This is a genomic window from Kitasatospora sp. NPDC058046 (assembly GCF_042885595.1).
Lineage (GTDB): Bacteria > Actinomycetota > Actinomycetes > Streptomycetales > Streptomycetaceae > Kitasatospora.
Genome location: NZ_JBHVRS010000005.1, coordinates 329,001 through 355,345, shown reverse-complemented (window position 1 = coordinate 355,345; position 26,345 = coordinate 329,001). Strand labels below are relative to the sequence as shown.

The 26,345-nt window shown below is 71.2% G+C and carries 28 protein-coding genes; 12 read left to right on the top strand and 16 right to left on the bottom strand.

From position 1 onward, the window contains the following. Positions 1–14: 14 nt before the first annotated feature. Complete coding sequence (locus ACFVU7_RS13860; RefSeq protein WP_388045150.1) at positions 15–506, top strand: hypothetical protein; 492 nt, start codon at positions 15–17, stop codon at positions 504–506. Positions 507–574: 68 nt separating this feature from the next. Here ACFVU7_RS13860 and lysA read toward each other — a convergent pair whose 3' ends face one another. Then, entirely contained in the window at positions 575–1,942 is a 1,368-nt protein-coding gene (lysA, locus tag ACFVU7_RS13855) for a diaminopimelate decarboxylase (protein WP_388045148.1), read from the bottom strand. 51 nt (positions 1,943–1,993) lie between these two features. Next, positions 1,994–2,167, bottom strand: coding sequence for a hypothetical protein (locus tag ACFVU7_RS13850; protein WP_375874815.1), 174 nt, complete (start codon positions 2,165–2,167; stop codon positions 1,994–1,996). Positions 2,168–2,470: 303 nt separating this feature from the next. Here ACFVU7_RS13850 and kdpB point away from each other — a divergent pair, with 303 nt between their 5' ends. Both kdpB and ACFVU7_RS13840 read left to right on the top strand, forming a co-directional pair. Next, positions 2,471–4,657, top strand: coding sequence for a potassium-transporting ATPase subunit KdpB (gene kdpB, locus ACFVU7_RS13845; protein ID WP_388045146.1), 2,187 nt, complete (start codon positions 2,471–2,473; stop codon positions 4,655–4,657). A 189-nt stretch (positions 4,658–4,846) separates the two neighbouring features. Beyond that, the gene (locus ACFVU7_RS13840) at positions 4,847–5,332 is read left to right on the top strand and encodes a universal stress protein (RefSeq protein WP_049650056.1); all 486 of its coding nucleotides are present in this window, start codon (positions 4,847–4,849) and stop codon (positions 5,330–5,332) included. Between the two features lie 37 nt (positions 5,333–5,369). Here the strand turns inward: ACFVU7_RS13840 and ACFVU7_RS13835 are convergent, their stop codons facing one another. Continuing rightward, positions 5,370–6,539 carry an alpha/beta hydrolase gene (locus ACFVU7_RS13835; RefSeq protein ID WP_388045144.1) on the bottom strand — a complete coding sequence of 390 codons (1,170 nt, stop codon included), beginning with the start codon at positions 6,537–6,539 and terminating at the stop codon, positions 5,370–5,372. A gap of 505 nt (positions 6,540–7,044) precedes the next feature. Here ACFVU7_RS13835 and ACFVU7_RS13830 point away from each other — a divergent pair. After that, on the top strand, positions 7,045–7,509 hold the full coding sequence (locus ACFVU7_RS13830; protein WP_049650058.1) for a hypothetical protein: 465 nt from the start codon (positions 7,045–7,047) through the stop codon (positions 7,507–7,509). Here the strand turns inward: ACFVU7_RS13830 and ACFVU7_RS13825 are convergent. The 6 genes from ACFVU7_RS13825 to ACFVU7_RS13800 form a co-directional block, all read right to left on the bottom strand. Next, positions 7,497–8,120 (bottom strand): hypothetical protein, encoded by a 624-nt coding sequence (locus ACFVU7_RS13825; RefSeq protein ID WP_117487038.1) that lies wholly within the window; start codon positions 8,118–8,120, stop codon positions 7,497–7,499. The genes ACFVU7_RS13830 and ACFVU7_RS13825 overlap by 13 nt on opposite strands. A gap of 91 nt (positions 8,121–8,211) precedes the next feature. Beyond that, on the bottom strand, positions 8,212–12,003 hold the full coding sequence (locus ACFVU7_RS13820) for an ATP-binding protein (RefSeq protein ID WP_387823283.1): 3,792 nt from the start codon (positions 12,001–12,003) through the stop codon (positions 8,212–8,214). A gap of 55 nt (positions 12,004–12,058) precedes the next feature. Continuing rightward, entirely contained in the window at positions 12,059–12,463 is a 405-nt protein-coding gene (locus ACFVU7_RS13815; protein WP_387823280.1) for a cupredoxin domain-containing protein, read from the bottom strand. Then, positions 12,463–12,918 (bottom strand): hypothetical protein, encoded by a 456-nt coding sequence (locus ACFVU7_RS13810; protein ID WP_049650061.1) that lies wholly within the window; start codon positions 12,916–12,918, stop codon positions 12,463–12,465. Before ACFVU7_RS13810 ends, ACFVU7_RS13815 begins: the two co-directional genes overlap by 1 nt. Before the next feature lie 274 nt (positions 12,919–13,192). Next, positions 13,193–13,390, bottom strand: a complete 198-nt coding sequence (locus ACFVU7_RS13805; protein WP_387823277.1) for a DUF397 domain-containing protein — start codon at positions 13,388–13,390, stop codon at positions 13,193–13,195. Between the two features lie 13 nt (positions 13,391–13,403). Beyond that, positions 13,404–14,255: a helix-turn-helix domain-containing protein gene (locus ACFVU7_RS13800; protein WP_387823274.1), complete on the bottom strand. Its 852-nt coding sequence runs from the start codon at positions 14,253–14,255 to the stop codon at positions 13,404–13,406. 189 nt (positions 14,256–14,444) lie between these two features. Between ACFVU7_RS13800 and ACFVU7_RS13795 the strand changes: the two genes are divergently transcribed. Further along, positions 14,445–14,789: a hypothetical protein gene (locus tag ACFVU7_RS13795; protein WP_387823271.1), complete on the top strand. Its 345-nt coding sequence runs from the start codon at positions 14,445–14,447 to the stop codon at positions 14,787–14,789. Positions 14,790–14,798: 9 nt separating this feature from the next. Here the strand turns inward: ACFVU7_RS13795 and ACFVU7_RS13790 are convergent, their stop codons facing one another. Beyond that, the gene (locus ACFVU7_RS13790) at positions 14,799–15,680 is read right to left on the bottom strand and encodes an alpha/beta fold hydrolase (RefSeq protein ID WP_388045142.1); all 882 of its coding nucleotides are present in this window, start codon (positions 15,678–15,680) and stop codon (positions 14,799–14,801) included. Between the two features lie 56 nt (positions 15,681–15,736). Between ACFVU7_RS13790 and ACFVU7_RS13785 the strand changes: the two genes are divergently transcribed. The 3 genes from ACFVU7_RS13785 (at position 15,737) to ACFVU7_RS13775 (ending at position 17,355) form a co-directional block, all read left to right on the top strand. Further along, positions 15,737–16,336, top strand: a complete 600-nt coding sequence (locus ACFVU7_RS13785; protein WP_388045140.1) for a TetR/AcrR family transcriptional regulator — start codon at positions 15,737–15,739, stop codon at positions 16,334–16,336. A 55-nt stretch (positions 16,337–16,391) separates the two neighbouring features. After that, positions 16,392–16,622, top strand: a complete 231-nt coding sequence (locus tag ACFVU7_RS13780; RefSeq protein WP_388045139.1) for an e9imm peptide — start codon at positions 16,392–16,394, stop codon at positions 16,620–16,622. A gap of 112 nt (positions 16,623–16,734) precedes the next feature. Beyond that, positions 16,735–17,355 carry a plasmid pRiA4b ORF-3 family protein gene (locus ACFVU7_RS13775; RefSeq protein ID WP_053111979.1) on the top strand — a complete coding sequence of 207 codons (621 nt, stop codon included), beginning with the start codon at positions 16,735–16,737 and terminating at the stop codon, positions 17,353–17,355. 160 nt (positions 17,356–17,515) lie between these two features. Here the strand turns inward: ACFVU7_RS13775 and ACFVU7_RS13770 are convergent, their stop codons facing one another. Together ACFVU7_RS13770 and ACFVU7_RS13765 are read right to left on the bottom strand one after the other, a co-directional pair. Beyond that, positions 17,516–17,803: a barstar family protein gene (locus ACFVU7_RS13770; RefSeq protein ID WP_388045138.1), complete on the bottom strand. Its 288-nt coding sequence runs from the start codon at positions 17,801–17,803 to the stop codon at positions 17,516–17,518. 130 nt (positions 17,804–17,933) lie between these two features. Continuing rightward, positions 17,934–18,428, bottom strand: a complete 495-nt coding sequence (locus ACFVU7_RS13765; RefSeq protein ID WP_388045137.1) for a hypothetical protein — start codon at positions 18,426–18,428, stop codon at positions 17,934–17,936. 127 nt (positions 18,429–18,555) lie between these two features. Here ACFVU7_RS13765 and ACFVU7_RS13760 point away from each other — a divergent pair, with 127 nt between their 5' ends. Together ACFVU7_RS13760 and ACFVU7_RS13755 are read left to right on the top strand one after the other, a co-directional pair. Beyond that, the gene (locus ACFVU7_RS13760; protein ID WP_387966876.1) at positions 18,556–18,942 is read left to right on the top strand and encodes a hypothetical protein; all 387 of its coding nucleotides are present in this window, start codon (positions 18,556–18,558) and stop codon (positions 18,940–18,942) included. A gap of 172 nt (positions 18,943–19,114) precedes the next feature. Next, complete coding sequence (locus ACFVU7_RS13755; protein ID WP_049650069.1) at positions 19,115–19,654, top strand: GNAT family N-acetyltransferase; 540 nt, start codon at positions 19,115–19,117, stop codon at positions 19,652–19,654. 134 nt (positions 19,655–19,788) lie between these two features. On the opposite strand, the gene ACFVU7_RS13750 is transcribed toward ACFVU7_RS13755, so the two are convergent. Continuing rightward, positions 19,789–20,706 (bottom strand): phosphorothioated DNA-binding restriction endonuclease, encoded by a 918-nt coding sequence (locus ACFVU7_RS13750; RefSeq protein WP_388045136.1) that lies wholly within the window; start codon positions 20,704–20,706, stop codon positions 19,789–19,791. A 163-nt stretch (positions 20,707–20,869) separates the two neighbouring features. On the opposite strand from ACFVU7_RS13750, the gene ACFVU7_RS13745 reads away from it, so the two are divergent. Both ACFVU7_RS13745 and ACFVU7_RS13740 read left to right on the top strand, forming a co-directional pair. After that, a complete protein-coding gene (locus ACFVU7_RS13745; RefSeq protein WP_388045135.1) occupies positions 20,870–21,298 on the top strand; it encodes a DUF5959 family protein in 429 nt (142 codons plus the stop codon). 583 nt (positions 21,299–21,881) lie between these two features. Further along, positions 21,882–22,133, top strand: coding sequence for a hypothetical protein (locus tag ACFVU7_RS13740; protein WP_388045134.1), 252 nt, complete (start codon positions 21,882–21,884; stop codon positions 22,131–22,133). A gap of 79 nt (positions 22,134–22,212) precedes the next feature. Here ACFVU7_RS13740 and ACFVU7_RS13735 read toward each other — a convergent pair whose 3' ends face one another. The 3 genes from ACFVU7_RS13735 to ACFVU7_RS13725 form a co-directional block, all read right to left on the bottom strand. Further along, positions 22,213–22,878, bottom strand: a complete 666-nt coding sequence (locus tag ACFVU7_RS13735; RefSeq protein WP_388045133.1) for a lysophospholipid acyltransferase family protein — start codon at positions 22,876–22,878, stop codon at positions 22,213–22,215. 109 nt (positions 22,879–22,987) lie between these two features. After that, on the bottom strand, positions 22,988–24,589 hold the full coding sequence (locus ACFVU7_RS13730) for a purple acid phosphatase family protein (RefSeq protein WP_388045132.1): 1,602 nt from the start codon (positions 24,587–24,589) through the stop codon (positions 22,988–22,990). Positions 24,590–24,740: 151 nt separating this feature from the next. Next, positions 24,741–26,252: a purple acid phosphatase family protein gene (locus tag ACFVU7_RS13725; protein WP_388045131.1), complete on the bottom strand. Its 1,512-nt coding sequence runs from the start codon at positions 26,250–26,252 to the stop codon at positions 24,741–24,743. Positions 26,253–26,345 lie beyond the last annotated feature (93 nt).

Genomic DNA, 26,345 nt, shown 5'->3' with positions numbered 1-26,345 from the left:
CGCGCGGAGCGTCCGTGGCTGCCGCCCTGCTGTGCCTGCTCGCGGTGGGCCTCCTGGCCTTCTCCGCCTGCGGGAAGGACACCCCGTCGATGGACCTCGGGCAGGCCGAGGAGAAGGTCAGGGCGTACTCCTCCGACGCGCTCGCGGTGCTTCCCGACCGGGAGGCCGTACAGATCCCCGCACCGCTGGTGGACAAGGACGCGTGCGAGGCCGGGCCGATCGGCTCGACCCAGACGTACATGCCGTACATCTCGTACGACCTGCACGGGATTCCCGGGCCGAAGGTGCCCGGCGTCTTCGAGGCGGTACGGCAGCGGCTGAAGCAGGACGGGTTCTCCGTCGAGCACAGGGACGACAAGCGGCTGGACCTGTCCAACGACGCGAACAGGTTCACCGCCTCGGTCGTGATGGGCGATCCCGGCACGGCGCCGGACACCCTGCACCTGACCGTCGTCGCCCCCTGCGTCCCGCGCGGCGCCGGCCCGGGGGCCTCCGCGAGCGGCTGACGGCGAACCTGCCCGGTCCCGCGTGGGAAGTCGGCCGGGCCGACTTCCCACACAGCCGCCGTCCGCCGTCAGCGGCCGACCTCGCGCAGGCGGAAGTCCTCGACCGTCTCGCGCCGGATCAACAGGCGGGCCCGGCCGTCCTTCACCGCGACCACGGCCGGGCGGCCGACCAGGTTGTAGCCGGACGCCATGGACAGCTGGTAGGCGCCGGCCGCCGGCATCGCCAGCAGGTCGCCGGGGCGCAGGTCGGCGGGCAGTGCGGCGTCGCGGACGAGCACGTCCCCGGCCTCGCAGTGGCGGCCGACCACGTCGACCCGCGTGTCCCCCGCCTCCGAGCGGCGGCCGACCAGCCGCACCGTGTACGGCGATCCGTAGAGGGCCGGGCGCGGGTTGTCGCTCATGCCGCCGTCCACCGCGACGAAGCAGCGGCCGTCCGCCGTGTGCTTGACGGACAGCACCCGGTAGACCGCCACGGCGGCCGGTCCGGCGATCGCGCGGCCGGGTTCGACGATCAGCCGGGGCACGTCCAGGTCGGCCTCGGCGCAGCGCACCGCCAGCCGGTCGGTGACCCGGACGGCGAACTCGGCGAGGTCCAACTCCTCGTCCCCGGGCAGGTACCTGATGCCGTGGCCGCCGCCGAGATCCAGTTCGGGCAGTTCGACGCCGTGCCGGTCCCGGGTCTCGGCGAGCAGCCGCACCACCGCGTCCACCGCCTCCAGGTACGGCTCGACCGAGGTGATCTGCGAGCCCAGGTGGCAGTGCAGGCCCGCCAGTTCGAGCCCCGGCTGGTCGAGCACCCGGGCGATCGCGTCGGCCGCGTCGCCGCCCTCGACGGGGAAGCCGAACTTCTGCCCGCCGACCCCGGTCCGCACCGCCGCGTGGTGTCCGGCGGCGATCCCCGGGACGATCCGGACCAGCACCTTCTGCGGCGTGTCGGCGGCCACCAGGGCGGCCAGCCGCGCGATCTCCGCCGGGCCGTCGATGACGATCCGCCCGACCCGCAGCCGCCGCGCCAGCCGCAGTTCCTCCGGGGACTTGGCGTTGCCGTGCAGGAGGATCCGCTGCGCCGGGAAGCCGGCCGAGACCGCCAGCCACAGCTCGCCCGACGAGCAGACGTCCAGGCCCAGCCCCTCCTGTTCCACCCAGTCGGCCATCGCGCTGCAGAGGAAGGCCTTGGCCGCGTACAGCACCTCGGCGTGCGGCAGCGCCCGCCGGTACGCCCGGGCCCGCCCCCGGACCTCGGCCTCGTCCAGCACGTACAGCGGGGTGCCGAACCGCTCGGCGGCCTCGGCCAGCCCGACCCCGCCGATCAGCAGATCGGCTCCCCGGCCGGGCCGCGCCGTGGCCGGCCAGGGGCCGCCGAGCACGTCGGCGGAGACGGCTCCAGGGGCGGTCCCGGGGGTGGTGGGGACGGGCGGGGCGATGAGCTGGGTCATGGCGGCTGCTCCTCTGGGTGGGCGCGTGGGCGGCGGACGCCCTGACGGGTGTCAGTCCTCGTAGTGCATCGCGAAGCGGCAGTTCGCCGGGCGGGTGCGGTCCCGGTCGGCGGCCGGGGACGGTTCCGGCGGCTCGGGCCGGTCCCGGCGCCAGGCGGCGGGCACGAGGCGGACCGTCCGCTCCAGCGGCTCGTCGACGTCGATGACGGCGGTGACAGTGGTCATGGCGGGATCCCTCCAGACGACGGCCCGGGCGGCCGCACCCCTCCAGTGGAGACCCTCCGCACACCGACCGCACCCGCCCTTGACGCAGGGCGTACGGCCCGGGGCCCGTCCTTGACGCCTTCCTGACAGCCGTCCGGCGGCGGTGTCAGAGCTCCGTCAAGGACGGGGGTTTCGCCGCCAATCCTGTGTCAAGAGCGGCATGTCCCCCGGTTCTCCGGTGGTGGGCTGTCCGCCGTCCCCGCAGCCCCACCCGAACCCGCCGCCCCCGACGAACCGGGGCGGCCCGGAAGGTCCCCCGAGACGATGCGCCGTTCGGCCCTCACCACCCCGGACAACACCCCCGACCAGCAGAACTGGTTCCGCCGCCCGGAGCGCACCGCGGCCCCCGCGCCCGAGCCGCCGCCGAGCCACCGGCCCACCTCGCCGGGCGGCCGCCGCCGGCTGATCACCCGCCGCCAGCTGGCCGAGGCGCTGCCCGCCGCCGTCCGCAAGCTCCACCCGCGCACCATGATGCGCAACCCGGTGATGCTGGTGGTGGAGACGGGCTCCGCGCTCACCACGATCAGCGCCGTCCTCCACCCGGGCGTCTTCGCCTGGGTGATCTCCTTCTGGCTCTGGCTGACCGTGCTGTTCGCCAACCTCGCCGAGGCCGTCGCGGAGAGCCGCGGCAAGGCGCAGGCCGAGTCGCTGCGCCGCGCCCAGTCCGCCACCACCGCCCGGCGGCTGCTGCACTGGCGGGTCGGCACCCGGGACCACCGCCACGAGGTCATCCCCGCCGAGCAGTTGATGGTGCACGACATCGTGCTCGTCCCGGCCGGCGAGGTGGTCCCGCGGGATGGCGAGGTGGTCGAGGGCGTCGCCACGGTCGACGAGTCGGCGATCACCGGGGAGTCGGCTCCCGTCGTCCGCGAGTCCGGCGGGGACCGCACCGGCGTCACCGGCGGCACCAGGGTGCTCTCCGACCACCTGGTCGTCCGGGTCACCTCCCGCCCCGGGCAGAGTTTCGTGGACCGGATGATCGCCCTGGTCGAGGGCGCCGACCGGCAGAAGACGCCGAACGAGATCGCGCTCAACATCCTGCTGGCCTCGCTGACCATCGTCTTCCTGCTCTCGGTGGTCTCGCTCCAGCCGATGGCCGTCTACGCGCACGCGCCCCAGACCACCATCGTGCTGGTCGCGTTGATGGTCGCGTTGATCCCGACCACGATCGGCGCGCTGCTCTCCGCGATCGGCATCGCCGGGATGGACCGGCTGGTGCAGCGCAACGTGGTCGCCCTCTCCGGCCGGGCGGTGGAGGCCGCCGGGGACGTGGACGTGCTGCTGCTCGACAAGACCGGCACCATCACCCACGGCAACCGACAGGCCGTCGCCCTGCATCCGCTGCCCGGGGCGACCACCGAACAGCTCGCCGAGGCCGCCCAGTTGGCCTCCGTCGCGGACGAGACACCGGAGGGGCGGTCACTGGTCGAACTGACGAACCGTCAGTACTGGGTGCCGCCGCGCTCCCCCGGCGAACTCGGCGAGCAGCAGCCCGTACCGTTCACCGCCCACAGCCGGATGAGCGGCGTCGACCTCACCTGGCCGGACGGCACCACCTGCCTGGTCCGCAAGGGCGCGGCGAACGCCGTCGCCCGCTGGGTGGCGGACTCCGGCGGGCGGCTGCCGGCGGAGGCCGAGCCGCTGGTGGACCGGATCGCCGGGGCCGGCGGCACCCCGCTGCTGGTCGCCGTCCACGACCGGCACGGCGCACGGGCGTTGGGCGTGGTCGAGCTCAAGGACGTGGTGAAGGAGGGCATCGCCGAACGCTTCGCCGAGCTGCGGCGGATGGGCATCCGTACCGTCATGGTCACCGGGGACAACCCGCTGACCGCGCGCGCCATCGCCGCCGAGGCCGGGGTGGACGACTTCCTCGCCGAGGCCACCCCGGAGGACAAGCTCGCCCACCTGCGGCGCGAACAGGCCGCCGGGAACATGGTCGCGATGACCGGCGACGGCACCAACGACGCCCCCGCCCTCGCCCAGGCCGACGTCGGCGTCGCGATGAACTCCGGCACCCCGGCCGCCAAGGAGGCCGGCAACATGGTCGACCTCGACTCCAATCCGGCGAAGCTGATCGAGATCGTCCGGGTGGGCAAGCAACTCCTCATCACCCGGGGTGCGTTGACCACCTTCTCGATCACCAACGACGTGGCCAAGTTCTTCGCGATCATCCCCGCGATGTTCGCGAACGCCTACCCCGGGCTGCACCACCTCAACATCATGGAGCTGCACAGCCCCACCTCGGCGATCGCCTCCGCGATCATCTTCAACGCGCTGATCATCGTCGCCCTGATCCCGCTCGCCCTGCGCGGCGTGCGCTACCAGCCGGCCTCCGCGACCGACCTGCTCCGGCGCAACCTGCGGGTGTACGGACTGGGCGGGCTGGTGCTGCCGTTCCTCGGCATCAAGGCGATCGACCTGCTGGTCCAGTTCGTCCCGGGGCTGGGCTGAACGATCGGCCGGGGGATCCCGACCGGCCCGTCAGAGCGCTGTCAAAATGTGGGCGACCTGCGTCATGGTGGTGTCAGCGGCGGTACGGACGGCTCCGTTCCGGGGTTCACTGGAGACATCCGAAGCAAGGAGTTCCGAACCGGCGGAGCCCGATGGAGAGAGCCGCCGGAGAGACGGAGGCGAACGGCCATGACCGGGACCACCCGAGTGATCGTCGGCCTGAGCGGATCACTGAGCAGTCTGGCCGCCCTCTACCACGCCGTCGGCGAGGCGGCCCGGCACCAGGCGGTGCTGGTGCCCGTGGCCGCCTGGGCCGCCAACGAGCGGGACGGCCTACGGCCGCTCTCCGAACTGGAACACGCCGCCCGGCGACGCCTCGACGTCGCCTTCGACCAGGCCTACGGCGGCTACCCGTCCGACCTGGTCATCCACCCGCTGGTGGTCAACGCCGAGCCCGGCCCCGCCCTGGTCGGCGCCGTCACCGGCCCGGCGGACCTGCTCGTCCTCGGCGCCGCCACCCGCCGCCGCCTGGACCGCCTGCGGCACGGCTCGGTCGCCCGCCACTGCCGCCACCGGGCCGGCTGCCGGGTGGTCGAGGTCTCGCCCTCGGCCCTCCTCACCCGCCTCGAACTCCCGGCCCGCACCGGCGCGCCACTCCCCCTGCTGGCCCGCTGACAGATCGTCACCGACCTTCTGCTGACGCCCACTTGCTCTACTCCGGGACGCGCAGGTGGGCGCTCAGCCAGCCGAGGGCGGGCGGGATGAGCCGGCCCCAGGTGGTGAAGTTGTGGCCGCCGGTGTCGACCGTCTCCTGGTCGACCACCAGCGGCGGACGGGCCGCCGCCGCGAAGGCGCTGGAGTCGGCGTAGGTGCTGCCGTCCTCCTTGCTGTCCGCGAGCAGCACCGCCAGGGGCGGCATCGGCAGGTGGGCCAGGCGCCAGTCGAGGTCGGCCTCGGCGCGGCGCCGCGGGTCGCCCGCGAAGAGGTCGCCCGTCGTGACGTCCTCCGCCGCCTTGAAGTAGCCGGAGAGCGAGACGGCCGCCGGGAAGGTCCGCGGGTGCTCCATGCCCAGCTTGACCGCGCAGTAGCCGCCGGTCGAGTCGCCGACGATCCCCAGGCTGCCGGTGCCGTCCAGCACCCGGTAGGAGGCCCGCAGGTCGGCGGGCACGTCGGTGGTGAAGTAGCGCTGCGCCTGCGGCCCGTTCGGGATGTCCTCGCACTCGCTGTCCCGGGGCATGGTCGGCGAGGGCCGCATCAGCACCAGGACGGTCGGCTGCATCGACCCCTTGCGCAGCAGGTCGAGTTCGGCCGCCGGGTAGCGCAGCTTGGTGACCAGGTTGGCGGCGTCGCCGGGGAAGCCGGTCAGCACCAGCACGGCCGGGAAGTGCCGCGCCTCGCCGCCGGGTTGGAAGTACTGCGGCGGCAGGTAGACGTAGCCGTCGGAGCTCAGCCCGGTGGTCGCCCCGGGCAGCCGCACCCGGTCGAGCCGCCCGATCCGGGCCGGATCGCTGCCGACCGCCCCCGCGCCGGTGATCTCCGCCGGGCCGAGCACCTGCACGCCGGCCGCGCCCGCACCGGTGCCGCCGCCCGCCGCCGTACCGCCGCCCGTCCCCGTACCGCCGCCCGTCCCCCGGATCACCCCCGCGCCGTGCTCGCGCCCCAGCAGGTCGGACCAGCTGCTGTAGAACACGAAGTAGTCGTTGACGGCGAGCCCCAGCGTGACCAGCAGGGCCAGCTGGGTGACGGCGATGGTGCCGAGCCGCAGGAACATCGCGGGCCAGCTCCGGACGGCCAGCCGGGGCCAGACCCACAGCGTGCCGAGCACCGTGAACACCGCGAGCAGCGCCGTCAGCGCCAGCAGCTTGTGGTTGGTGAGCCCCATCGGCCCCGACCTCCCCTACCGCCGTGAATCCCGGCCGTGGAACCCGGCCGCGGAACCCGGCGCTGTGGAACCCTGCCGCGAAGGCCGGCCGTGGAAGCGGAGCTCCGTACTCAAAGTAGCCGGTCGGACACCTCCGGGCACGCCATCGCAAGCCCGGGTTCCGCAACTTCGACAAGCCTGTCGAAGTTGGCATGCCCAGGCTATGCTGACCCGAAGCCCACCCCTGGTCGGGCCCCTCGCCCCGTCGACGCACGCACCGCCCTGGTGCGCCCGACCGGAAGGAGGTGCGGTCGCAGTCTCCGCCAGACGGCCCATCCGGCCGGCCCTTCCCGATCGGCCAACAAGCCGTCCACATCGCCTTCTTGACGGTCCGTCAATTCTCATCCGCGATTTCACCGCCTGAACCGTGACGCGTGCCCCGGGCCGCCCACCGCCCGTTGTACGGAAGGTGAATCGCCGCGCCCGCCCGAAACCCCCGGCCGCCCCGCCGAGGAAGAGGTTCCGCATGACGACGTCCCGGACCCACCCGCGCCCCGCCGAAGCCGCGGTGCTGCTCACCGTGCTCGGCCTGCTCGTCCTGGAGGAGATCGCCCTCGGCATGGCCGAGGAGGACGACCGCCCCGTCATCGGCGGCATCCTGATCGGCGCCTCCGGCACCGGCCTCCTGGTGGTCGGCGCGGTCCTGCTCAGCCGCTGGATCGACCTCCGCCGCCCACTCCCGCTACCCCCGCCCGGCCCCAACGGCCGCGAGTACAGCGCCCGCGCCCTCGAAGGCTTCCCGATGGAGGCCGTCCGCCCCATACTGCTCGCCGAGAACGCCCCCCAGCTCGGCCACCTGTACTCCGCCTGGATGCTCGCCCGAGCCGGCCGCCCCGCGCCCTGGATCGCCCGCCGCCTGGCCATCCCCCCGGACGCCGCCCAGCTCCTCGTCGACGCCGCCCGCACGGCGAGACTCGATCAGCGCCGCTGACCAGGCGCCGCACTCGCCTGCGCCACCAGGTACGGCACCAGCCCGCGCTCCGCCAGCGCCGACCGCCAGGCATCCCGCGCCAGCACCAGCTCCCCCGGCCCGTCCGCCGCCTCCCCGGCCTCCGGCCCCCGCGCCCGGGCCGCCCCCAGCAACCCCAGCCCGCCCACCAGCAGACTCACCGCACCCGCCCCGGCCGACACCCACCCGGCATCCACCAGCGCGTGCGCCAGCACCTCCATGTCCTCGACCAGCCCCAGCACGGAACCCAGCAGCAGGAAGACCACCGCCGCCCCCACCGCGATGATCGGCACCACCACCCCCAGCACCCCCCACCACCCCGACGCCCGCTCCCTGGCCGGCACGTCCACCGGCAGCCGCGCCACCGCATCGGCATCCGCCCGCAACGCCGCGTACCGCTCGTACTCCGGCGCCGCCGCGGCCAGCACGAACTCCGCGTTCTCCCGCGCCGTCCGCCGCAACCGCTCCACCCCCCGGGCCTCCTCCCCACTCGCCCGCAACGCCGCCCGCACCTCCGGCGCCGAGAGCGCCCGCCCGAGCTCCGTCTCGAAGTCCGCCCGATCCTGCTGCGGCAGCCGAAGCGGCCTGTCCATGCTCGTCCCCGATCGCCGTGCGTAATGTTCTACAGAACTGTAGAACAAGGAGGCACGTTGCAGCAGCCCTGTTCACGGGTGGATTCGGTGCTCAGGAGGGGTCGGCCATCGGCACCCGGGCGAGGGCATCGCGGATCAGCTCGGCAGGGTCGGGGGCCTTAAGGCCCCACTCGCGGTACCACTCGGCGATCCGAGCCATCGGGTACCCCGTCCTCAGCGACGCCTTAAGCAGCCTGGCCAGGTCGACCTTGCTGACCCACAGCATGTCGATCGACAAGGGCCGACCTCCGGCAAGAAGGTCAACCGCCTCATTCACCGTGAGCCCGGCCGGCAGATCGTCACACGACGGCACGATCCCGCGGGCCCTCAGATGGCGGGCCAGATCTCCAGGGCTACGTTGCAGTTTTCGCGCCCCCATGATCAAACGCGCGAACGGCACCACGTCCCCCACCAGCACGTTTCCCCAGTCCATTCCGCTGTCGGGCGAGAACAACTCCTCGTCCAACCGAGTGAGCTTGCCCGACAGAACGATCGGGACCTCCACGCCATAGGCCCTGAAGCGGTCGAGGACTTCGTACAGTGAGCAGTTCCTCAATCCGGGCAGCTCAAACAGCCGCCTGAGGGTCAGGTCGGCCACGTCAATCCGCCGCCCCCTGTCCATGAACAGCTCCAGATCCGCCGGACACACGTCCTTCGGCATGCGCGGAAGCCTGAACCCGGCGGTCCCGAGCACCTCGGCAGCCCGGTCCGGCGCGATCCCCAAGTCCTTCTCTGCCCAGAGAAGGTGATCCACCGGCATCCCTTTCGACCGCGTCAACCACGGCCCGGTGCCGTTGAGGTTCCGGCTCAACAACATCAAGGTCTCATCCGAGGGGAACGGCGGCAGCCCCTTCACATCCGCCTCAAGACCGTACCTCGCCATGGCTTCGGCGACTCGTCCCACCGGAATTCCGTGCACTCGACCGGATTTGGCCAGGAATCCCAGTGGGACCTCGCTTCCCGGCTCCGGCCCACCCCAAATCGTTCCACCCCCGGAACGCTTCCAGAGGAAAATCGGATCGGTGTCGACAGCGATGGCGAGATCCAGCACCTCGCGGGTGACCTGTCGGCCCGCACCCTCCCAGACACCTGCCGCAGCGGCCGCTGGAATTCCCCGCAGATCGGCAATGATCAGCAGGTCACTGACGTGTGCGAACCGGCGGCCGTCCTCCTCCCGGAAGTGCGAACCTCGTTCACGGGGAATACCGAACTCGGCGGCCCTGGTACGAGCGGTCTCGGACGTGACGCCGAGATCGCGGGACAGTTTCGTGAGCCAATCGCCGTGATGCGCCAAGGACCACGACCTCAGGTCGTCCTTGATGACCGGCGCCAGAACGCCGATGTCAGAGGGGATCGCCGGGCGCACCCTCCTCTCCCCGATCAGCTCGGCGCAGATCTGCGATATCTCGGGCAATGACGGTTCCAGTGCGTGGGCCAATATCCGCCAGAGCGCCACGTTGTCCGGAAGGCTTCCCACAACGCTCTCCCTGGCCGGTTCATCCGCTTTCTCGAACCACGCGAGGACGTCACCGTCCGCGAGAAAGCAGCCGGTACGACGAGTGTCGTAGTCGACCCCGCCGAAACTCAGCGGTCGTCCCTGCCGGATGACCTCAACAGCCACCAAGTCGGCGAACTGGTAGCTCTCCCTCGTCACCCGGTGGATCCACTCCATGCTCAGCACGGCCGAGTCGCCGCTCACGAACTCGGCCACCGCAGCCTCCAACAGCCCTCTGACCGTGTCTGACGGGTCGCTGATGATGCGACGGCGGTCGACGGACAGCTTGCCCGGCGACAGGCCTCCCGTGAGGTTCACCACTGCGCCGGGCAGTCCGCGCATCGTGATGACCCCGCGGGCGACTTCCGGCTCTACCACCAGGCCGTCCACCAGCAGAGCACCGCCGTACTCGCACCAGGCCACCTGCACGCCGTCCGGGGCATGGGCCCAGGGTGTCATCCCGCCCCAGGCATTGAAGCCGAAGGTTTCATCCTGAGGTGCCTCGCGAGCCTTCAGAACTCCGACCTCCCACACCGTTTTCCGCTCGTCGCGTACCGCCGATGTAGAGAACTCTGCGACGGCCAGGAGGCGTTCGAGAACATCTACACACGACCACGAATCCGCCATCTCAATGTCGTCCCGCAAGTACAATCGCACGGTGGTGCCGGGCTCGCCATCCTGATCCGAACGCTTAGTGACGCGGAAGAGGTGGCTCGGGCCGTAGATGGAGACATCCAACCGCGGGCCCAACTGGCCGGAGGCATCCAGACGGCAGGTGGTGACCCGGATCTCGTCGGCGAGCATGAAGTAGCTCAGCACGCCGATGCCGAAGCGGCTGTTGGGGTGCAGCTCGACGGGCGGGTCGACCTTGCGCCACTCGGCGCGTTCGAGCTTGAAGTCCAGCTGCTCCGCGAAGCGGGCGCCGGCGTTGGAGAAGACGCCCCTCAACTCCTCCTCCCCCATGCCGACGCCGTTGTCCTGGCACTCCAGGTAGGCGCGGCCGTTCTCGTCCACGCCCTGGCGGAACTCGATGCGACCGTCGTAGGTGAAGGTCGCGATGGGGTTGGTGCGGTCCAGGTACTCCGTGCGGGCGCGGCGGTAGCGGCAGGCGTCGAGGGCGTTCTGGTAGAGCTCTCTGACGGCCAACTCCCGGTCCCGGTAAAGCTCTACGCCCATCAGCAGGCTGCGGACCCTGCGTTCGTCCATGCGGAAGCGTGCCCAGCCGGTGAAGGCGCCGGCGGCGGGGGCGGCTTCGTCGGAGGTGAGGCGGGTGGGAAGTGGGTGCGTCGTGAGGACGCGGCGGACGGCGTGGAGGAGTTCGTCCGCCCGGGCGGTGTACTCGCGCAGGCCTTCGACCACGGCCTCGTGATGGCACTCGGCGCGTAGTACCGGCAGGTCGTAGGAGCCACCCCACGCGGCATCGTCCAAGGTCCGACGCAGCTCGGTGAGGTCGACCTCGTGCGGGATGCCGAGGTGTTCGGCCACGATCTCGGGTAGCGCCGTCATCTCGATGGCGGTCCCGTACGCCAGCGCGAGCAGGAGCGCCAACCGGGGCTCCCGGACATGCTGTTCGCCCGGGGCCCGCAGGTGGTCGTCGGCGCTGAGGCCGGCCAGGTAGTCGCGGTTGCCGACATCGGGGCCTCGACGGAGACCGTGCAGCAGGGCGCAGACGCGCTTGAGGGCGAAGGTCTCGCCGAGGTCGGCGAGCATTGGCAACTGGTCGACGATCTCCTGGACGCCCTCGGGGTCGGCGAGGTCCTCGTGCTGGTCGAGCCAGCGATGGAAGAGCCACCAGCCGAGTGTTGCGGCAGAGGCGGGTCGGGTTCGGGTGCGGCCCACGAGCAGGTCGTAGGACTCGATGAACTGCTCGTACGCCGCCCGGTCGGGGTCAGGATCAGGTGTGCGCGCGAGGTCAGTTGGACGCACAGAAGCGCGGACCGCTGTCAGGCGCAGCGAGCGGACCCGGTAGAGGAACGGCAGGACGGCCAGCAACGCGGCCTCGGCCGGGTAAAGGTCGAGCCGATCGTCGCCGAGCAGCCAGTCGACTCGGGAAGCAAAGCGCACCGCGATCCCGGGGTCCTGCCACGGGTCTTCGGCGAGCACCGTCTCGTCCCGCAGCCGGGCCAGTTCACCGGCGGCCTTCAGGACGACGGACCGGTACGGCTCGGCGTCCCGGTCCTCCCGGACGTGCTTCCAGACACGCGACTCGGCAGCGGCCTTCACCCACTCGTCGGCCCCTTCCGGTACGGCCGGGGGCTGACTCCCGCCCATGTTCAGAACGCCGATGCTTCCGGTCTGCACGACCGTCCCGTGCACCCTGTCCGCCGAGTTCGACGTGCTGTCGACCATCCCTCGTACCCTCCCCGTCCCCATGTGCAGGGGACGAGCGTAGGGCAAGCGCCCCTCATGCCACGGTCAGAATCCCGCGCATGAAGTGGTGGAACGTACAGAGGTACGAGTACCCGCCCGGCTGCGTGGGAGCGATAAGCGTCGCGCTGCCGCCCGGGGCGATCGGGCCGGTGTCGAAGGTGCCGTCCTGGGCGGTGAGGGTGTGGGCGGTGGTGCCGGTGTTGGTCACGGTGACCGCCGTGCCCGGGCTGAGGGTGAAGTCGGCGGGCTCGAAGGAGAAGTCGCGGATCGTCACCGTCCCCGTGAAGGGGCTGGGCGACGGCGGGGCCGTGGATGGCGACGGCGGCGCGACGGTACTGCTGGTCTCCTCCGGGCCCGGCACCATGAACGAGCTGACACAGCCGGTCAGTACGGGGGCCGCGGCGAGCAGGAGGGCCGAGGCCCGGAGGAGGGTCCGCATCAGGCGGGGGTGGCGAGCAGCCTGGCCCGCTTGGAGTCGGCGGCGGCCGACGGGGTGGCGCCGATGTTGGAGACGGTGGTGGTCAGGATGGCGTCGACGTCCGGGATCCAGTTGGTGGTCTTGGACTGGACGAGGACCTGCCGGGTCTGCGGCGTGCCGTCGCAGATCACGTCCGCCTCCGCGGTCCGGCTGGAGCCGAAGGCGACGACGGTGTTGTCCTCCGGGTCCTTCTGTTCGACGGAGACGGTGAGCGAGCGGGCCTCGTCCGCGATCGAGCAGAGGTACTCGACCTGCACCCGGACCCGGCCGGGGAGCTTGGGGTCGATGACGGCGTCGCCGAGGGTGACGGTGGTGGGGACCGGCTCGTCGGCCCGGGCCGGTACGGCGGCCCCGGCGGCGCCGGTGAGGCCGGTGAGGGCCGAGGTGAGTACCGTCAGGATGATCCACCGCTGCACTGAAACCTCCGGTCTGAGGACGTATAGGCGTACGAACGCATTGCGGCCGACGTTAACCGCCCGGAGATCCACCCGCGCGCCCAACCGTCCGAACGTCATACCAACAGCCCAGCGCCCAGTCCGCGACCCTCGCCAGCCGGTCCCAACCGCCCCCCACCCGATGGTGTGCGTGAGAAGTCGACCTGGCCGACTTCTCACGCACGCAAGGGGAATGACGCCGGCCCGTGTCCCAGGACACCTGGGGCACGGGCCAGAAGGGTGCACACCGCGCAGATCACGTCGTCAGGTGGTCGAACTCCCCGGCCTTGACGCCGCACAGGAGTGCGCCGAGCGCGCCGGGCGAAGTCGAGAGGACGGTGTCGGGGTCATCGCTCTCACGAATCCGGACAGTGGCGTCGGCAACTGCTGAGACGTAGATGCAGTTGGCGGTGTCGCCGCTGAACGAGGACTTCTGCCAGCTCTGAACGGCCATGGTTCTTCCCGTCTCACATGCTCTGGGCGGTCCGGCGGATCAGGTCGCGGGACGCGTCGGGCTTGAGCGCACTCGCCTCCAGCCGATCCAATACGGCTCGATACTTGATCAGCTGCGGCTCGGTGTCAATGAACTCGAATCGGTCCCCATCGACCTGGACACTGTCCAACCGCGCGACCTCTGCTGCGAAGTACACGATCCCGGCACCGGAACTGGGGTAGCTACCGGTGCCGAACGGGATGACACGAAGATCGATGTGCGGGTGTTCACTCATGGTCAACAGATATTCGAGCTGATCACGGGCAACCTTGCGGCCCCCAAAGCCCATACGCAAGGCCGTCTCATGGACGACGGCCGACAGCGGCATCGGATGGTCGCCGAAGAGCACCGCCTGTCGCTTGATGCGGTGAGATACCAGGTGCTCCACTTCGGGCGGGGACAACGGCGGGACTACGTCCCGGAACAGGGCACGAGCATGTTCAGGGGTCTGGAGAAGACCAGGGATGTGGACCACTGAGACGATCCGCATCGTCTGCGTGTGGTGCTCGAGTTCCGCCAGGTCGAGCGCTCCGGCCGGGAGGATCTCGCGGTACTCCTCCCACCAGCCACGCGTGCGGCCGCCGGTCATGTGCGTCAGTGCCTCGATCAGGGCGTCGTCCGCGCAGCCGTAGAGACGCGCCAGGGTCCGTACGCGGTCCGCGCTCACCGGGTACCCGCCGGATTCGATGTTGCTGATGCGGGACTGCGGGGTGCCGTGCAGTTCCCCGGCTCGTGTGACCGAGAGTCCCGCCTGCTCGCGCAACCGGCGCAGCTCCGCGCCGAGTCGCCGCTGCCGGATGCTCGGCGGAGTCTTGCTGGGCGGCATCCGCTGTCTCCTCGCTCTCGGCCGCCATCGTCGGCGCCCGTCACCCATGGGAGTGGTAGTGATACAGATTCCTCAAAGGCGGTGGACTACATACTACCGACTGGCTACTTTTGACTCTGCGTCATGGATGCCCGCTGCCGGCGGTGACAGCAGCGCGGCGTCCAACTCCCCTACATGTAGGAGACTTCCATGAGCGCTACGCCCTCGCCAAACTCCCGCCCGACCACGCTCCGCCCGCCGGTCGAACCGACCTTCGACCAGGAGCTGTGCGGGCTCGTGCTCGACACCGCACCCCGGCTGTTCGCCGTCGTCCAGGTGTGCGGCAACGACGCTGACGGGTGGGTCGCGGCCTGGGGGCTCGCCGACTCGGACGGCCGGAGCCACGTGATCAGTATCGATGGGCGGACGCGGATGACCCTCCCCTCGCCCGAGCGGGCCGTGCGCCACTTCTCCAGGCGGCCGGGCATCACCGCCCGACTGATCTGGCTCTCCCCGCCGGAGGCCGCCACCGTGAGCCATGCCGCTGCGGCCTGAACCTCCCCCCTACTCCCGCTCGACAAAGGCCAGCAGGCGCTCGTTGACCAGCTCGGGCTGCTCCAGGTTGAGTCCATGCCCGGCACGTTCCAGAATCTCCGCCCGCACGCCGGGGATCAGGCGGGTGACCCGCTCCACCACCTGGCGCGGCCGCAGCAGCGCACTGCGCCTGCCCACCAGGACGAGCACCGGCAACTCGATCGACGCCAACTCCTCGTCCGTGAAGGGCCGGGCCGGCGGGCGGCTGCCCGGCTTGTAGCTCCGCATGGCGAGCATCAGCGGTGCGATCATCTCGCGCGGCGCGCTCAGTGCCGGGTTGGCCAGCAGCCGGCCGACGGCCGGGCGGAGCGGGCGCGGGGCGAGCATGCCGAACAGGCCGCCGACCATGTGGGCGTAGAACCGCGCGGGGACCTTCTCGATCCCGCCCGGGTCGAGCGGCGTGACCGAGGCCAGCCGCTCGGGCGCGTGGATCGCCTGGTTGAGCGCCAGCCAGCCGCCGTACGACACCCCCACCAGGTGGACCCGCTCCAGCCCGAGGCCGGCCAGCACCTCCCCGAGCCAGGCCGCGTTCTCCTCCGACCCGGCCGCGGCGACGCGTTGCACGCTGCGGCCCGGGTCGTCCAGGGTGTCGATCGCGTAGACGGGATGCCGCTCGCCGAGCGCCGCGATCTGCGGGTACCAGTTGGACGGGTGCCCGGCGTGGCCGTGCAGCAGCACGATCGGCTCGCCGGTCGTCGCGCCGTAGCGGTGGACGTGGACGCTCCCGTACGCGGTCTCGACGTCGAGTTCCCGGCGCGGGCCCGGCCAGAGTTCCATCGCCCGGTCGTACGCCTCAAGGAACTTCGCCCGAGCCGGCTCGCTGACGAAGTGTCCGACGCTGGTCCTGGTCATGATCCCTCCCTGTTTGATGGTATGGTTGTACCACAAAAATATCCGGAAGGAACCCGATGCCGAAGCTGGTGGATCACGAGGAGCGGCGGGCCCACATCATCGACGCCCTGCTCCGCTCGGCGGCGAACAGCGGCCTGCACTCCGTCACCATGCGGTCGGTGGCCATCGAGGCCGGCGTCTCGGTGCGCCTCGTGCAGTACTACTTCGACACCAAGGAGCAGTTGCTGCTCGCCGCCATGACCCGGCTGACGGCCCGCATGGGCGAACGCGTCCAGCGGCGCGTTCTCGCGAGCGGGGCCTCCGACCCGCGCGGCATCATCGAAGCCGTCCTGCTCGAAGCCGTCCCCACCGACGAGGAGAGCCGGGCCTTCCACCTCATCCACACCGAGTACGCGGTGCTCTCCGTCACCGATCCGGCCCTCGGCGGGCCCCGGTTCCTCGCCGCGCCCAACGAGATGGAGGCCTTCCTCACCGCCCAGCTGACCGCCGCCCAACAGGCCGGAACCGCCGACCCGCAGCTGGACCCCCACCCGGAGGCCGTCGTCCTCCTCGCCGTCTCCGCGGGCCTCGGCCTCAGCGTCCTCCTCGGCCAGCGAACGGCGGAGGCCGCCACCACCGTCCTGCGCTACCACCTCGGGCGGCTCTTCCCCGGCTAGGAATCTGTCCGGTCGATCACATGACTCACCAGACTCTCCCCTCATCCTGGAGGGGGTGGCTGAAGCAGTGATGACTCGTGAGTCGGCCATTGCGATGGTGCAGAAGATCATGGATGGGGACTGCTGCGACGACGCCGAGATCGACCGCACGCTGGAGGCACTGGACAGGGGCCTTGGCTGTCCGAGCGGCTACGTCAGCGACTTGATCTACTCGGCCGACGGGCCGGAGCCGACAGCGGCCGAGGTCGTCGAACTGGCCCTGGCCCACCAACCGTTCGCGCTGTGAGAACGACAACCGCTCGGACGTGCTTCAGCCAGTGCAGCGCATTGTCACGCGGGCGGGTGAGCCGACGGCCGACGCCCGTACGGGAACCGGTGCCGCTGGCAGGATGGCGGCCATGTCGAACACCAGGCGCGTGAAGCCGCCCACCCGTTCCCGGACCGCCCCGGGAACGTCCGTCCACACCATCAAGGTCACCCTGTCCGGCTCCGAGCCCCCGATCTGGCGTCGCCTTCAGGTGCCGTCGGGCACGGATCTGCGGCGGCTGCACGACCTGGTCCAGGCCGCGTTCGGCTGGGAGGACTACCACATGTGGGCCTTCGAGACCGGGCGGGAACGGTACGGCGTCACCGATCGGGACCTGGGGATCCGCGACGCGACGGCGATGCGCCTCGACCAGATCGCCCCCGGCGTCGGCACGCGGTTCCGCTACATCTACGACTTCGGCGACAACTGGGAGCACGACATCCTCGTCGAGGCCGTAGGAGACGCCGAACCCGGTGTCTCCTACCCTCACTGCCTCACCGGCCGACGGGCCGGCCCGCCCGAGGACTGCGGCGGGATCTGGGGATACGAGTACCTCGTCGAGGTTCTCACCGACCCCGGCCACGAAGAACACGAGGAACGACTCGAATGGCTCGGCCTCGACTCGGCCGACCAGTTCGACCCCGCCGCGTTCGACCCAGCCGAGATCAACACCGCCCTGGCCGACTACACGACCGTACTCGTCCACGACTGAAACCGGACCGCGCCCAGCCGATCGCGCCCCCACCCCCGCCGGGGGCGATCAAGACCCTCTCAGGATCAACGCGGTGCTGCACCGGTAGTGCTTTGTCAGGTCAGTGCTGGTCTTGGCCTGGGTCAAAGCACTACAGGAGCCTGACTCTTCGGCGGGTTGGTCAGTGGACGAGGAGCCGGTTCTGCTCTCCGTCGAAGATTTCGGCCAGGACGCCGGCGTCCCTCCGGTGCCCTTCGAAGAGACCCCGCCGGTCGACGTGCACGACCAGGATGTCGTGGCTGTCGATCACCTCGGAGATGCCCCGGGTCTCGATCGTGTCCGACCACGCGTTCAGGTTCCGACCGAACCACTCCGGCAGCCCGCAGGGCTCGCTCACCGCGTCCCAGAAGTCGTTCAGTGTCTCGATCCGCCGACCGCGCAGGTCGACTATCAGCTCGCTGTCCGTCATCCCAGCAGGGTAGCGAGCCGACTGCCGGCCAAGAGACACACTCCGACCGAGGAAGCCTCGAGAGTGCTACCGGCCGACGGTGATCGACGGCTGCCCGACGATTGCCGGACCGACCCTGTCGACGTGGTCGTCAGAAGTAGCCGAAGAAGCGGTCCGACCAGGTGGGCCGCTGAATGTACGAGGGCAGTCGGCTCGGCCCGTCGTAGTCGCTCTCCAGTAGTTCCTCGGCCACCACGACATAGCCGAGTTCGACCAGCGCCCGGTTGACCCTGGCGAGGTCCGCGTCGTCCAGCTCGCCCTCGGTCCGGGCTTCCTCCGTTCCGCTGAAGGCGCCCGGGTTGTCGGCGCAGACCAGCGCCAGTGAACCGAACTTGCTGACGCAGACGACGATCCGGGTTCCGCAGACGGTCGCGTCCCCGGGAACGACACCGCGTCCGTACTCGCTGGAGTCCTGGGCGTCCTGCTCGGCCGGGCAGGGAGCAGCGAAGTCGCCTTCGAGCCGAGCCACCAGAGCACCGAAGCGAACCGCGGTCCCGCGACGGTCGTAGCGCTGCGGCCACTCCAGCCACTCCGGATCATCGAGCTCGCGCAGCAGCGCCGGCAGGTCCGCTTCACTCTCGGTCATGCGCTCATCCTGGCGTGGCAGCCGCCCGCGGAACAGTCCGGGGCACCGGCACACTCGGCGCTCCCCGACCTCACCCGCCCAGATTCAGTAGCATCAGGGATTCCGATCGTGAAGGAGTGCCGACCGCGTGAGACTCGTCAGCGACCCCGTGTACGGCGAAGTGGATCTGACGGCGTCGGCGGAGGAGCTGAACCGTCTGGCGGACGCGGTGGCCGAGGGCAAGGGGCTTCTCATCTCGACCCCCTCACCGGACGCCGACGCCCTGGCGGGGATCGAGGTGAAGGGGACCGCCGGCCCGGGCGTCCTTGTCCTTCTGGACTCCGAGCGGCAGTTCCTCGTGATCAGCGGTGACTCCGCCGGCCGGGCGGTACTCGCGGACAACCTTCGCGGCATGGCCTCCGCCGAGGACGGCGGCCACCTCCACATCGACTACTTTCCCGGGCACTTCTACCTTGCCGAGGGTTCCCTGCCGCTGGTGGTCAACAGTCCGCACGGAGGCATGCCGACCCGCTGAACCGGCCGTTGGTTGTCTGTGGTGACCGAGGATCCGACCAGCGGGATGCCCGCCGGGGCGGTGGTCGCTTCGCCAGTCCTGGAGCCGGCCGAGCAGTCCCCTCCTGAGCGGCGGTAGCGGTCCCGGAGAAAATGGATTGCCTTGGGGGCGGCGCTCACGTTGGCTGGGCAGCATGGCTGAACTGCGTACCGATCGCCTCGTGCTCCGTCGATGGCAAGACTCCGACCTTGAACCGTGGGCGGCCATGAATGCCGATCCTGAGGTTCGGGAGCACTTGGGCGACCTGCTCACCCGCGAACGGAGCGATGCCTCCGTGGCGCGCTTCCAGGCCGAGTTCGACCGGCGAGGCTACGGATGGTGGGCGGTTCAAGTGCAGGCCACGGGCGAGTTCATCGGCTTCGCGGGCTTGGACCAGGTGGATGATGACATGCCGTTCACGGGGGTAGAGATCGGTTGGAGGCTCGCTCGCTCGGCCTGGGGCCAGGGTTACGCCACCGAGGCCGCCCTGGCCGGTCTTGCCTTCGGCTTCGAAACGCTTGAACTCCCCGAGATCCTTGCAGTGACGACCGCCACCAACATCCGTTCCCAAGCAGTGATGCGCCGGATCGGCATGACCCGCGACCCGGCTGACGATTTCGACGACCCCACCGCGCCCGAAGGGCCACTGCGTCCGAACGTGCTGTACCGAATCGCGCGTGGTGTGAGGGCCTGACGCTCTCCCTCCTGGTCGGTCGACCTGCGCACACGGACAGGCTCAGCCACCACACCCCCGACGGTCGCATCGGACGTCTCCGGACATCCAACCGCTCGAACCGCCGATCCGGCGAACCTTCCCGGTCAGTACGACTAGACCAAAGCCCCCTGCTCCGCGGGCCGGCGCGGGACGCCGTGGAACACCTGGCGCGTGTGCCACTGCCGGTGGCGGTCGGCGACCGGGGGGCGGCCGGGCTGGGGGCCGATGAGCGGGCGGCCGGAGAGTGCGAGCACGTGGCGGCGGCTGGCCTCGCTGCGGCCGACGAAGCGGTCGGAGACCAGGATGCGATGGCCCTCCCCGAGGCCCAACACGCCCTTGTCGAAGAGCTTGTGGTGCAGTGAGCACAGGCACAGGCCGTTGTCGACCTCGTCCGGCCCGTCGTGCGACCACCAGCGCACGTGCGCGGCCTCCAGCCCGACCGGGCTCGCCCCGAGGGCGCCGTCATAGCCGCAGAAGGCGCACTGGAACTCGTAGGCGGTGAGTATCAGTTCACGCATCCGCCGGTCGCGCTGCCGCCGGGCCGCGGCCTCGGGCCCGCCCACGGCCCCGGTCTCGGCCCGCTCCAGGTCGAGGCCGACCGCCTCGCAGAGGTCGGCGTGCAGGGACGTCGGGAAGTGGGCGTCCAGCAGCACCCGGGCCATCCGGCCCAGCAGGGCCGGCTCCTCGCCGAGCGCGGCCCGCAGCGCGGGCGCGAGCCTGCCGGCGGCCCCGCTCGCCCGGAGGACCCCGACCCCGCTGCCGGGGCTACCCGGCCCCTGGTCGGTGCGGACCTCCCACACCCCGTCGCTGACCAGGTGGTGGAACGGGTAGGCGGGGGTCGTCGGACGCGGCGGGCCGTACTCGACGAGCAGCCGCTTCAGCTCCTCCTCGACCGCGCTGTACCGCAGTTCGCCGCCGGCGTCCCGCTGGTAGCCGCCGAGCGCGTAGAGCAGCAGCAACGGCTTGTGCGGCGCACGCTCGCCGCCCTTCGTCCAGCGCCTCAGCCGTGCCACGCGATCGAGCCAGTCCATGCCGGCCAGCGTAGTTCGCGGCACGACGAAGGGATCACCCGGGCCGACGGGTCTGCCCCCGGCTCCCCGAGCCGGTCGAGGTCACTCCGGCCGGAATGCGCTGGCCTCGAGCGTGACGGGTGAGCCACGATGCCCTCTCGTGCCGGCTGAAGGAGGGAGAGTCATGGCCGAGGTGGCTCCGATGGATCTTGTCGTTCTCGCTGACGATGAGGGCAACGGCGTCGGGGTCACCGTCCTGGGTCGGCACCCGCGATGGTACGGCGGGCTTGCCGCCGAGATCGCCGTGGCGACGCCCTTCGTCAGTGGGCGCATCGACCTGGTGCTGTCGGCCTCGAAGTTGGAGGAGTGGGGCCTGGCCCTGGACAGGCTCGATGCCGGCCAGGACATCGAGTGGATGGAGATGGACAGCGGACCGTCCGTCTTCATCCAGCTCACCGGTGAGCGCGGGTGCCCCGAAGTGGTTGTCGAGGACGAGTCGGGCTCGATGGTCACCGTGCGGGTTCCGATCGACCTGCCGGAAGGGTGGATCGCGGACCACCGCGAACGCCTCCGGAACCTGCTGGACTCCTGGAGCCCGATCCCGTCAGTGTAGGGATGGCAACGGCCCGGCCTGCTGTCGGCCGGAGGCGAACTGGTCGTACTGGTCGAGGAGTTCGGACGTCGCGGCTTGGTCCGGCGCGACATCCAGGGCTGCGACGAGGTGGTGGCGCGGCGGGCAGGGCCGGATCGAAGGATCGGTGGAATTTTTTTCCGGATCGACCGGATGCCAACCACCCAGCGGCGGCAGGCATTGTCGGCATGCCATCCAAAAGTGCCCACGAGAGCGGCCCGTCCCGCAAAGTTCGGACTTGCGGGCTGGAACGGCGTCGAAATGTGGTGCGCTTCTTTCTGCGGCGATTTCACGAATTCGCAGGTGGAGATGTGTGCTCCGTAGACGAAACCATGGCTCTGACCTGCGGAGATCAGCAATAATTTATATCAATCTGCACTACTCCAACGGCCCGCACAGGACCATCGCTTCGGAATCAGGAGGCGGTCCACACTCTGCCCGAGCGTGGGTATCCTCGTCACCGGACCCGCAGACGGGCATGAAATGGGCGCCGCTCCCTCGCCGGAACGGCGCCCGTATGCCTCATCGGGTTCGAAATCCCTTATCCGATCCGGAAGGCATTGCCATGCTCTCACAGGAAACACCCACACCGACCCCGTCCCGGTCCCGGCGGCTGCACCTGCGGGTGACCGCCGGCGGTCTCGGCAGCCTGGCGACGGCGGTCGACCTGGGCCTCGGGTGGCGTCTCGTCCGGGCCGGGATGGGCGCGCCCCAGGCCGGGGCGATCTGCTTCGGCCTCCTGGCCGTCCCGGCGCTGGTGGCGCTGACCGCTGTCCTGTGGTCCGCGGACCGGCTGGAGGCCTCACCCCGGAGCTGACCGGGCGGGGGCGGTCCGAGCACCCAGTAACGTTACTGGGTGCTCGGACCGCCCTTGCCCGGAGGGGAGTTGTCACGGATCACGTGATCCGTGACCTACCCGGCCCGCCGCACCGCCGCTGCGCCGTGCGCCAGGCGGCGGTGACGGCCCGGTGGGCGGCGGCGGTGGCCTCGGGGATGTCGCCGGGCAGGTGGAGCGGGGCGCCGAGGTGGACGTGCAGGGCGGGGCGGCGTACGGGGGCGGTGGCGAGTCCGGCGAGCTGTTTGGCGGTGCCGCCCGAGCTGAGGCGGCGGGCGCCGCACTGGCCGAGCGGCACCACGGGGGCGCCGGTCGCCGCCGCGAGCCGGGCGAGGCCGGTGCGGAAGGCGCCCGGTTCCGCGTCGCGGGAGTCCCGGTGCTTCGGTAGGCCGCCCTCGCCGTAGATGAGGACGACCCGGCCGGCCGTGAGCGCCGCCGCGGCCGCGTCGAGGGCTTCGGCCGCCCGGGCCGTGCCGCGGTGGACGGGGATGTGCCCGCCGGAGCGCAGCACTCCGCCGAGCACCGGTACCCGCCACAGTCCGGCGGTCGCCATCACCACCGGCTCGGTGCCCAGGCGGCGCAGCGCGGCCAGCACCACGCCGGGGTCGGCGGCCGAGGTGTGGTTGGCCGCGACGACGCTGCCCGGGGCGACCGGGCCGGGTGTCTCGGAGGTGACGGAGAGGCGCCCGAGGACGGGCACCAGGGCGGCGGCGATCCGGCTGAGCATGGCGGGCCCTCCGTGGCCTCCGGCGTCGTGGGACCGCCATCGTCCCGGCACACCGGCCCCGCCCGCCTGAGTAGCGGTACTCAAACGGGACCGGGTGCCGGCCGCCGGGTCAGCCGCGCTGCACGGTGACCCGGTCCACGGCGGTGCCGTCCTCGGTGAGCGAGCGCACCTCCATCCGGGCGGGCCTGCCCGCGACGGCGGGGGTCACGTCGACCGCCACCAGGCAGTAGCCGGTGTACCGGACCCTGGACCAGGTGACCTTGACGGTCTGGTTGTGGCCGCTCCGGTCGGAGACCACCATCGGCACGGGCTTGTCGTTGGCGCTCTCGTGCCCGAGGTAGGTGTCGGCGGCGGGGAAGGAGTAGAGCCCGCCGCCACCGCCGCCCGCGACGACGTAGGTGGTGCCGTCCTTGACCGGGTCGACGGTGTCGCCGGAGGCGACCTTGCGGGTGGGCTTGCCGGCCCGGATGGGGTCGGTCCGCTCGTAGACGTGGTTGTGGCCGCTGAGCACCAGGTCCACCTGGTACTTGTCGAACAGCGGGGCCCAGTCCTGCTGCGCACCGAGTTCGGCCCCGTTGTCGTGGCAGGTGGAGTACGTGCACTGGTGCAGGTAGACGACGATGAAGTCGATGCCGGTGTCGGCGCGGAGCGCGGCGAGCCGGCTCTCCAGCCACTTCTTCTGCTTGCCCTTGGTGTAGTCGAGGTTGGCGGGGGTGTTGTAGCAGACGTCGTTGCCGTCGAGGCTGATCAGGCCGACGTTCTGGTAGCGCCAGGAGTAGATGCCGGTGGACTGGCTCCAGGCGTTGTCGGGCGTGGTGAAGCGGGCGCGCATGCCGCCGTAGCCGTCGGTCCCGTACCAGGGCTCCATCTCGTGGTTGCCGATCGCCGGCATCCACGGGGTCCGCGCGGCGACGGGTTCGTTCTGCACGAAGAAGGAGTCCCACAGGCGGGCGTCGTACGCGTCGCTGGTCTTGCCGCTGCCGCCGGCGTTGGCGTAGGAGAGGTCGCCCATGTGGAGGTGGAAGGCGGGGTCGAGGCCGGCGATCAGGTTTCCGGTGGCCGCCGCGTTGTACCCGATGCCCTGGTCGCCGAAGGCGGTGAAGGTGAATCCGGCGCCGCGGCCGGGGGCGGGCGCGGTGCGGAAGCTCGCCACGTCGCCGAGCCGGGCGCCCTGGCCGGCCGGGTCGTAGCCCTGGTGGCCGACGACGTAGTAGTAGGTGGTGTCCGGGATCAGCTGGTCCAGCCGCGTGTGCAGGTAGTACTGGGTGACGGTGGTGGGCTTGACGAGGGGCTGGTCCTCGACCGGCTTCTGCCAGGAGAGCTTGCTGACCAGGGTGCGGACCTCGGCGGCGATCGGGGCGCCGTAGTCGCCGGGCTGGACGCCGATGCGGACGAACGGCGCGGTCACCGCGTCCGGCACCTGCCAGGAGACGACGACCTGCTGGGACGGGTCGGCCCCGTAGGCGAGGTGCCGGCCGAAGGGCCGCAGCGCGGACCCGGCGGTCCGCTCGCTCCGGGGCGCGGGGACGGTCGGGGTGGTGGAGGAGGTCGGGGTGACGGGGAGGGTCGGGGTGGCGAGGGCGGTCGGGCGCGGGGCCGCCAGGGCGGTGCCCGGCAGCAGCAGGCCGCCGGCCGCGAGGGCCGCTCCGCCCGCCGCGCCGGCTCGGAGGAGGTCGCGCCGGGAGTGCCGTGGGGTCTCGGTCTCGGACATGACATCAAGTTAGGAAACTTCCCTAACCTTTGACAAGAGGTCCGGCATCACCGGACGTGTTTTCGATTCCCTTTCACGGTAGGCGAGTTGGTACGACAGCGAGGACCCGCCGCGCACCGGGCGGCGCGGCGGGCCCTCGACGACGGGCGCGCTACCGGCGGGCGCCGGCCACCGACCGGCCCTGCGAGCCCTCGCCCTGGGAGTCCTCACCCTGGTCGTCGTCGCCCCAGCCGTCGCTGCGGTCGCGGTACAGGGTGAAGCGGTCGTACAGCACCGGCGTCGGGAGCGGGGCGGCGGCGGTGGCCGGGACGGAGTGGTAGTAGCTGACGGTGATGGCGGTCCGGCCGCCGGGCACCGACCCCGGGTCGACGTCGAAGACCGCGACGCCGTAGGGGTAGCGGGTGTCCGGGTCGGTGACGGCGGACCAGTGGGCCTTCTCCTTGGCGTCCGGGTCGGCCTTGTAGGTGAGGCGCTGGGTGCGGACGGTGGCCTCGCGGACGCCGTCGGCGTCGGCGGGCAGGTAGACGTCGTCGTGCCCGGCGGTGCCGCCGCCGCCGAGGATCAGGTGGACGGTGCCCTGCGAGGTGTCGATCTGCCGCAGGTCGTCGTCGGCGACGGCGGGGGTGAGCAGGCCGCCGGGGGCGGTGCCGCGCACCGGGTGGGTGCGCTCGTAGTCGTGGTCGTGGCCGGCCAGCACGAGGTCGACGCTGTGGCGGTCGAGCAGCGGCAGCAGCTTCTCCCGGATGCCCATGTCGCCGCCGTGGCTCTGGGCGGAGGAGGACATCGCGAACTGGTGCAGGTAGACCACGATCCAGTCCACCGAGCTGCCACCCCGGGCCCGCGACAACAGCCGGTCCAGCCAGCGGAGTTGGGCACCGTCGCTGTACCCGCTGATGTAGATGGACTGCCCGGTGGCGGGGTCGATGCTGGCGTCGTCCTCGACCGCGATCTCGTTGCCGTCCAGGCTGACGAAGAGCACCGAGCCGATCTGGAAGCCGTACCAGGTGCCGCAGTGGTCACGCGTGCCGTTGTCCGGCAGCTCGAAGCGGGTCAGGTAGGAGGCGTAGCCGAGCTCCCCGCCACCCGCCTCGACCTCGTGGTTCCCGGGTGTGGGCATCCACGGGCGGCGGGCGGCCGATCCGGCCATGTTGTTCATGAACGCGTTCCAGGCCTGCGGCTGGCGCTGCGGGTTGTTGTTGGCGTACGCGAGGTCGCCGTTGAGCAGGTGGAACAGCGGGTCGAACCCCTCGACCTGACGGACCGCCGCCGCGCCGTGGATGGAGGACTTGCTGAACACGTTGTCGCCGGTGCCGAGGTCGCCGAAGCTGGTGAAGCGGAACGCGGCCCGGCCGGGCGCGGGGGCGGTGCGGAAGGTGCCGCGGACCGGCTGGGCGCCGTCGTGCAGCACCTCGTAGACGTACGTCGTGTCGGGCCGCAGGCCGTCCAGGCGGGCGTGGTGGGTGAAGGTCTCGACCTTGTTGAGGCCGTCCACGTAGCTGCGGCTGCGCGCGTGCACCGTCCGGCCGGCGCCTTCGCGCGGGGTGCCGATCCGCACCCGGGGACGGTTCACGGACGCCGCCGTCGCCCAGGAGACCGTCATCTCGCGGGAGGGCTCGTCGCCCCACTGGAGGTGGAGCTGCTCCGGACCGGGCGTGCCGGCCACCGCCGGCTGGGTCCACAGCAGGGTGGACGCGGGCAGCGCGGCGAGCGCACCGGCCGCCGCACCGGTGCGAAGGACCGTCCTTCGAGACGTACG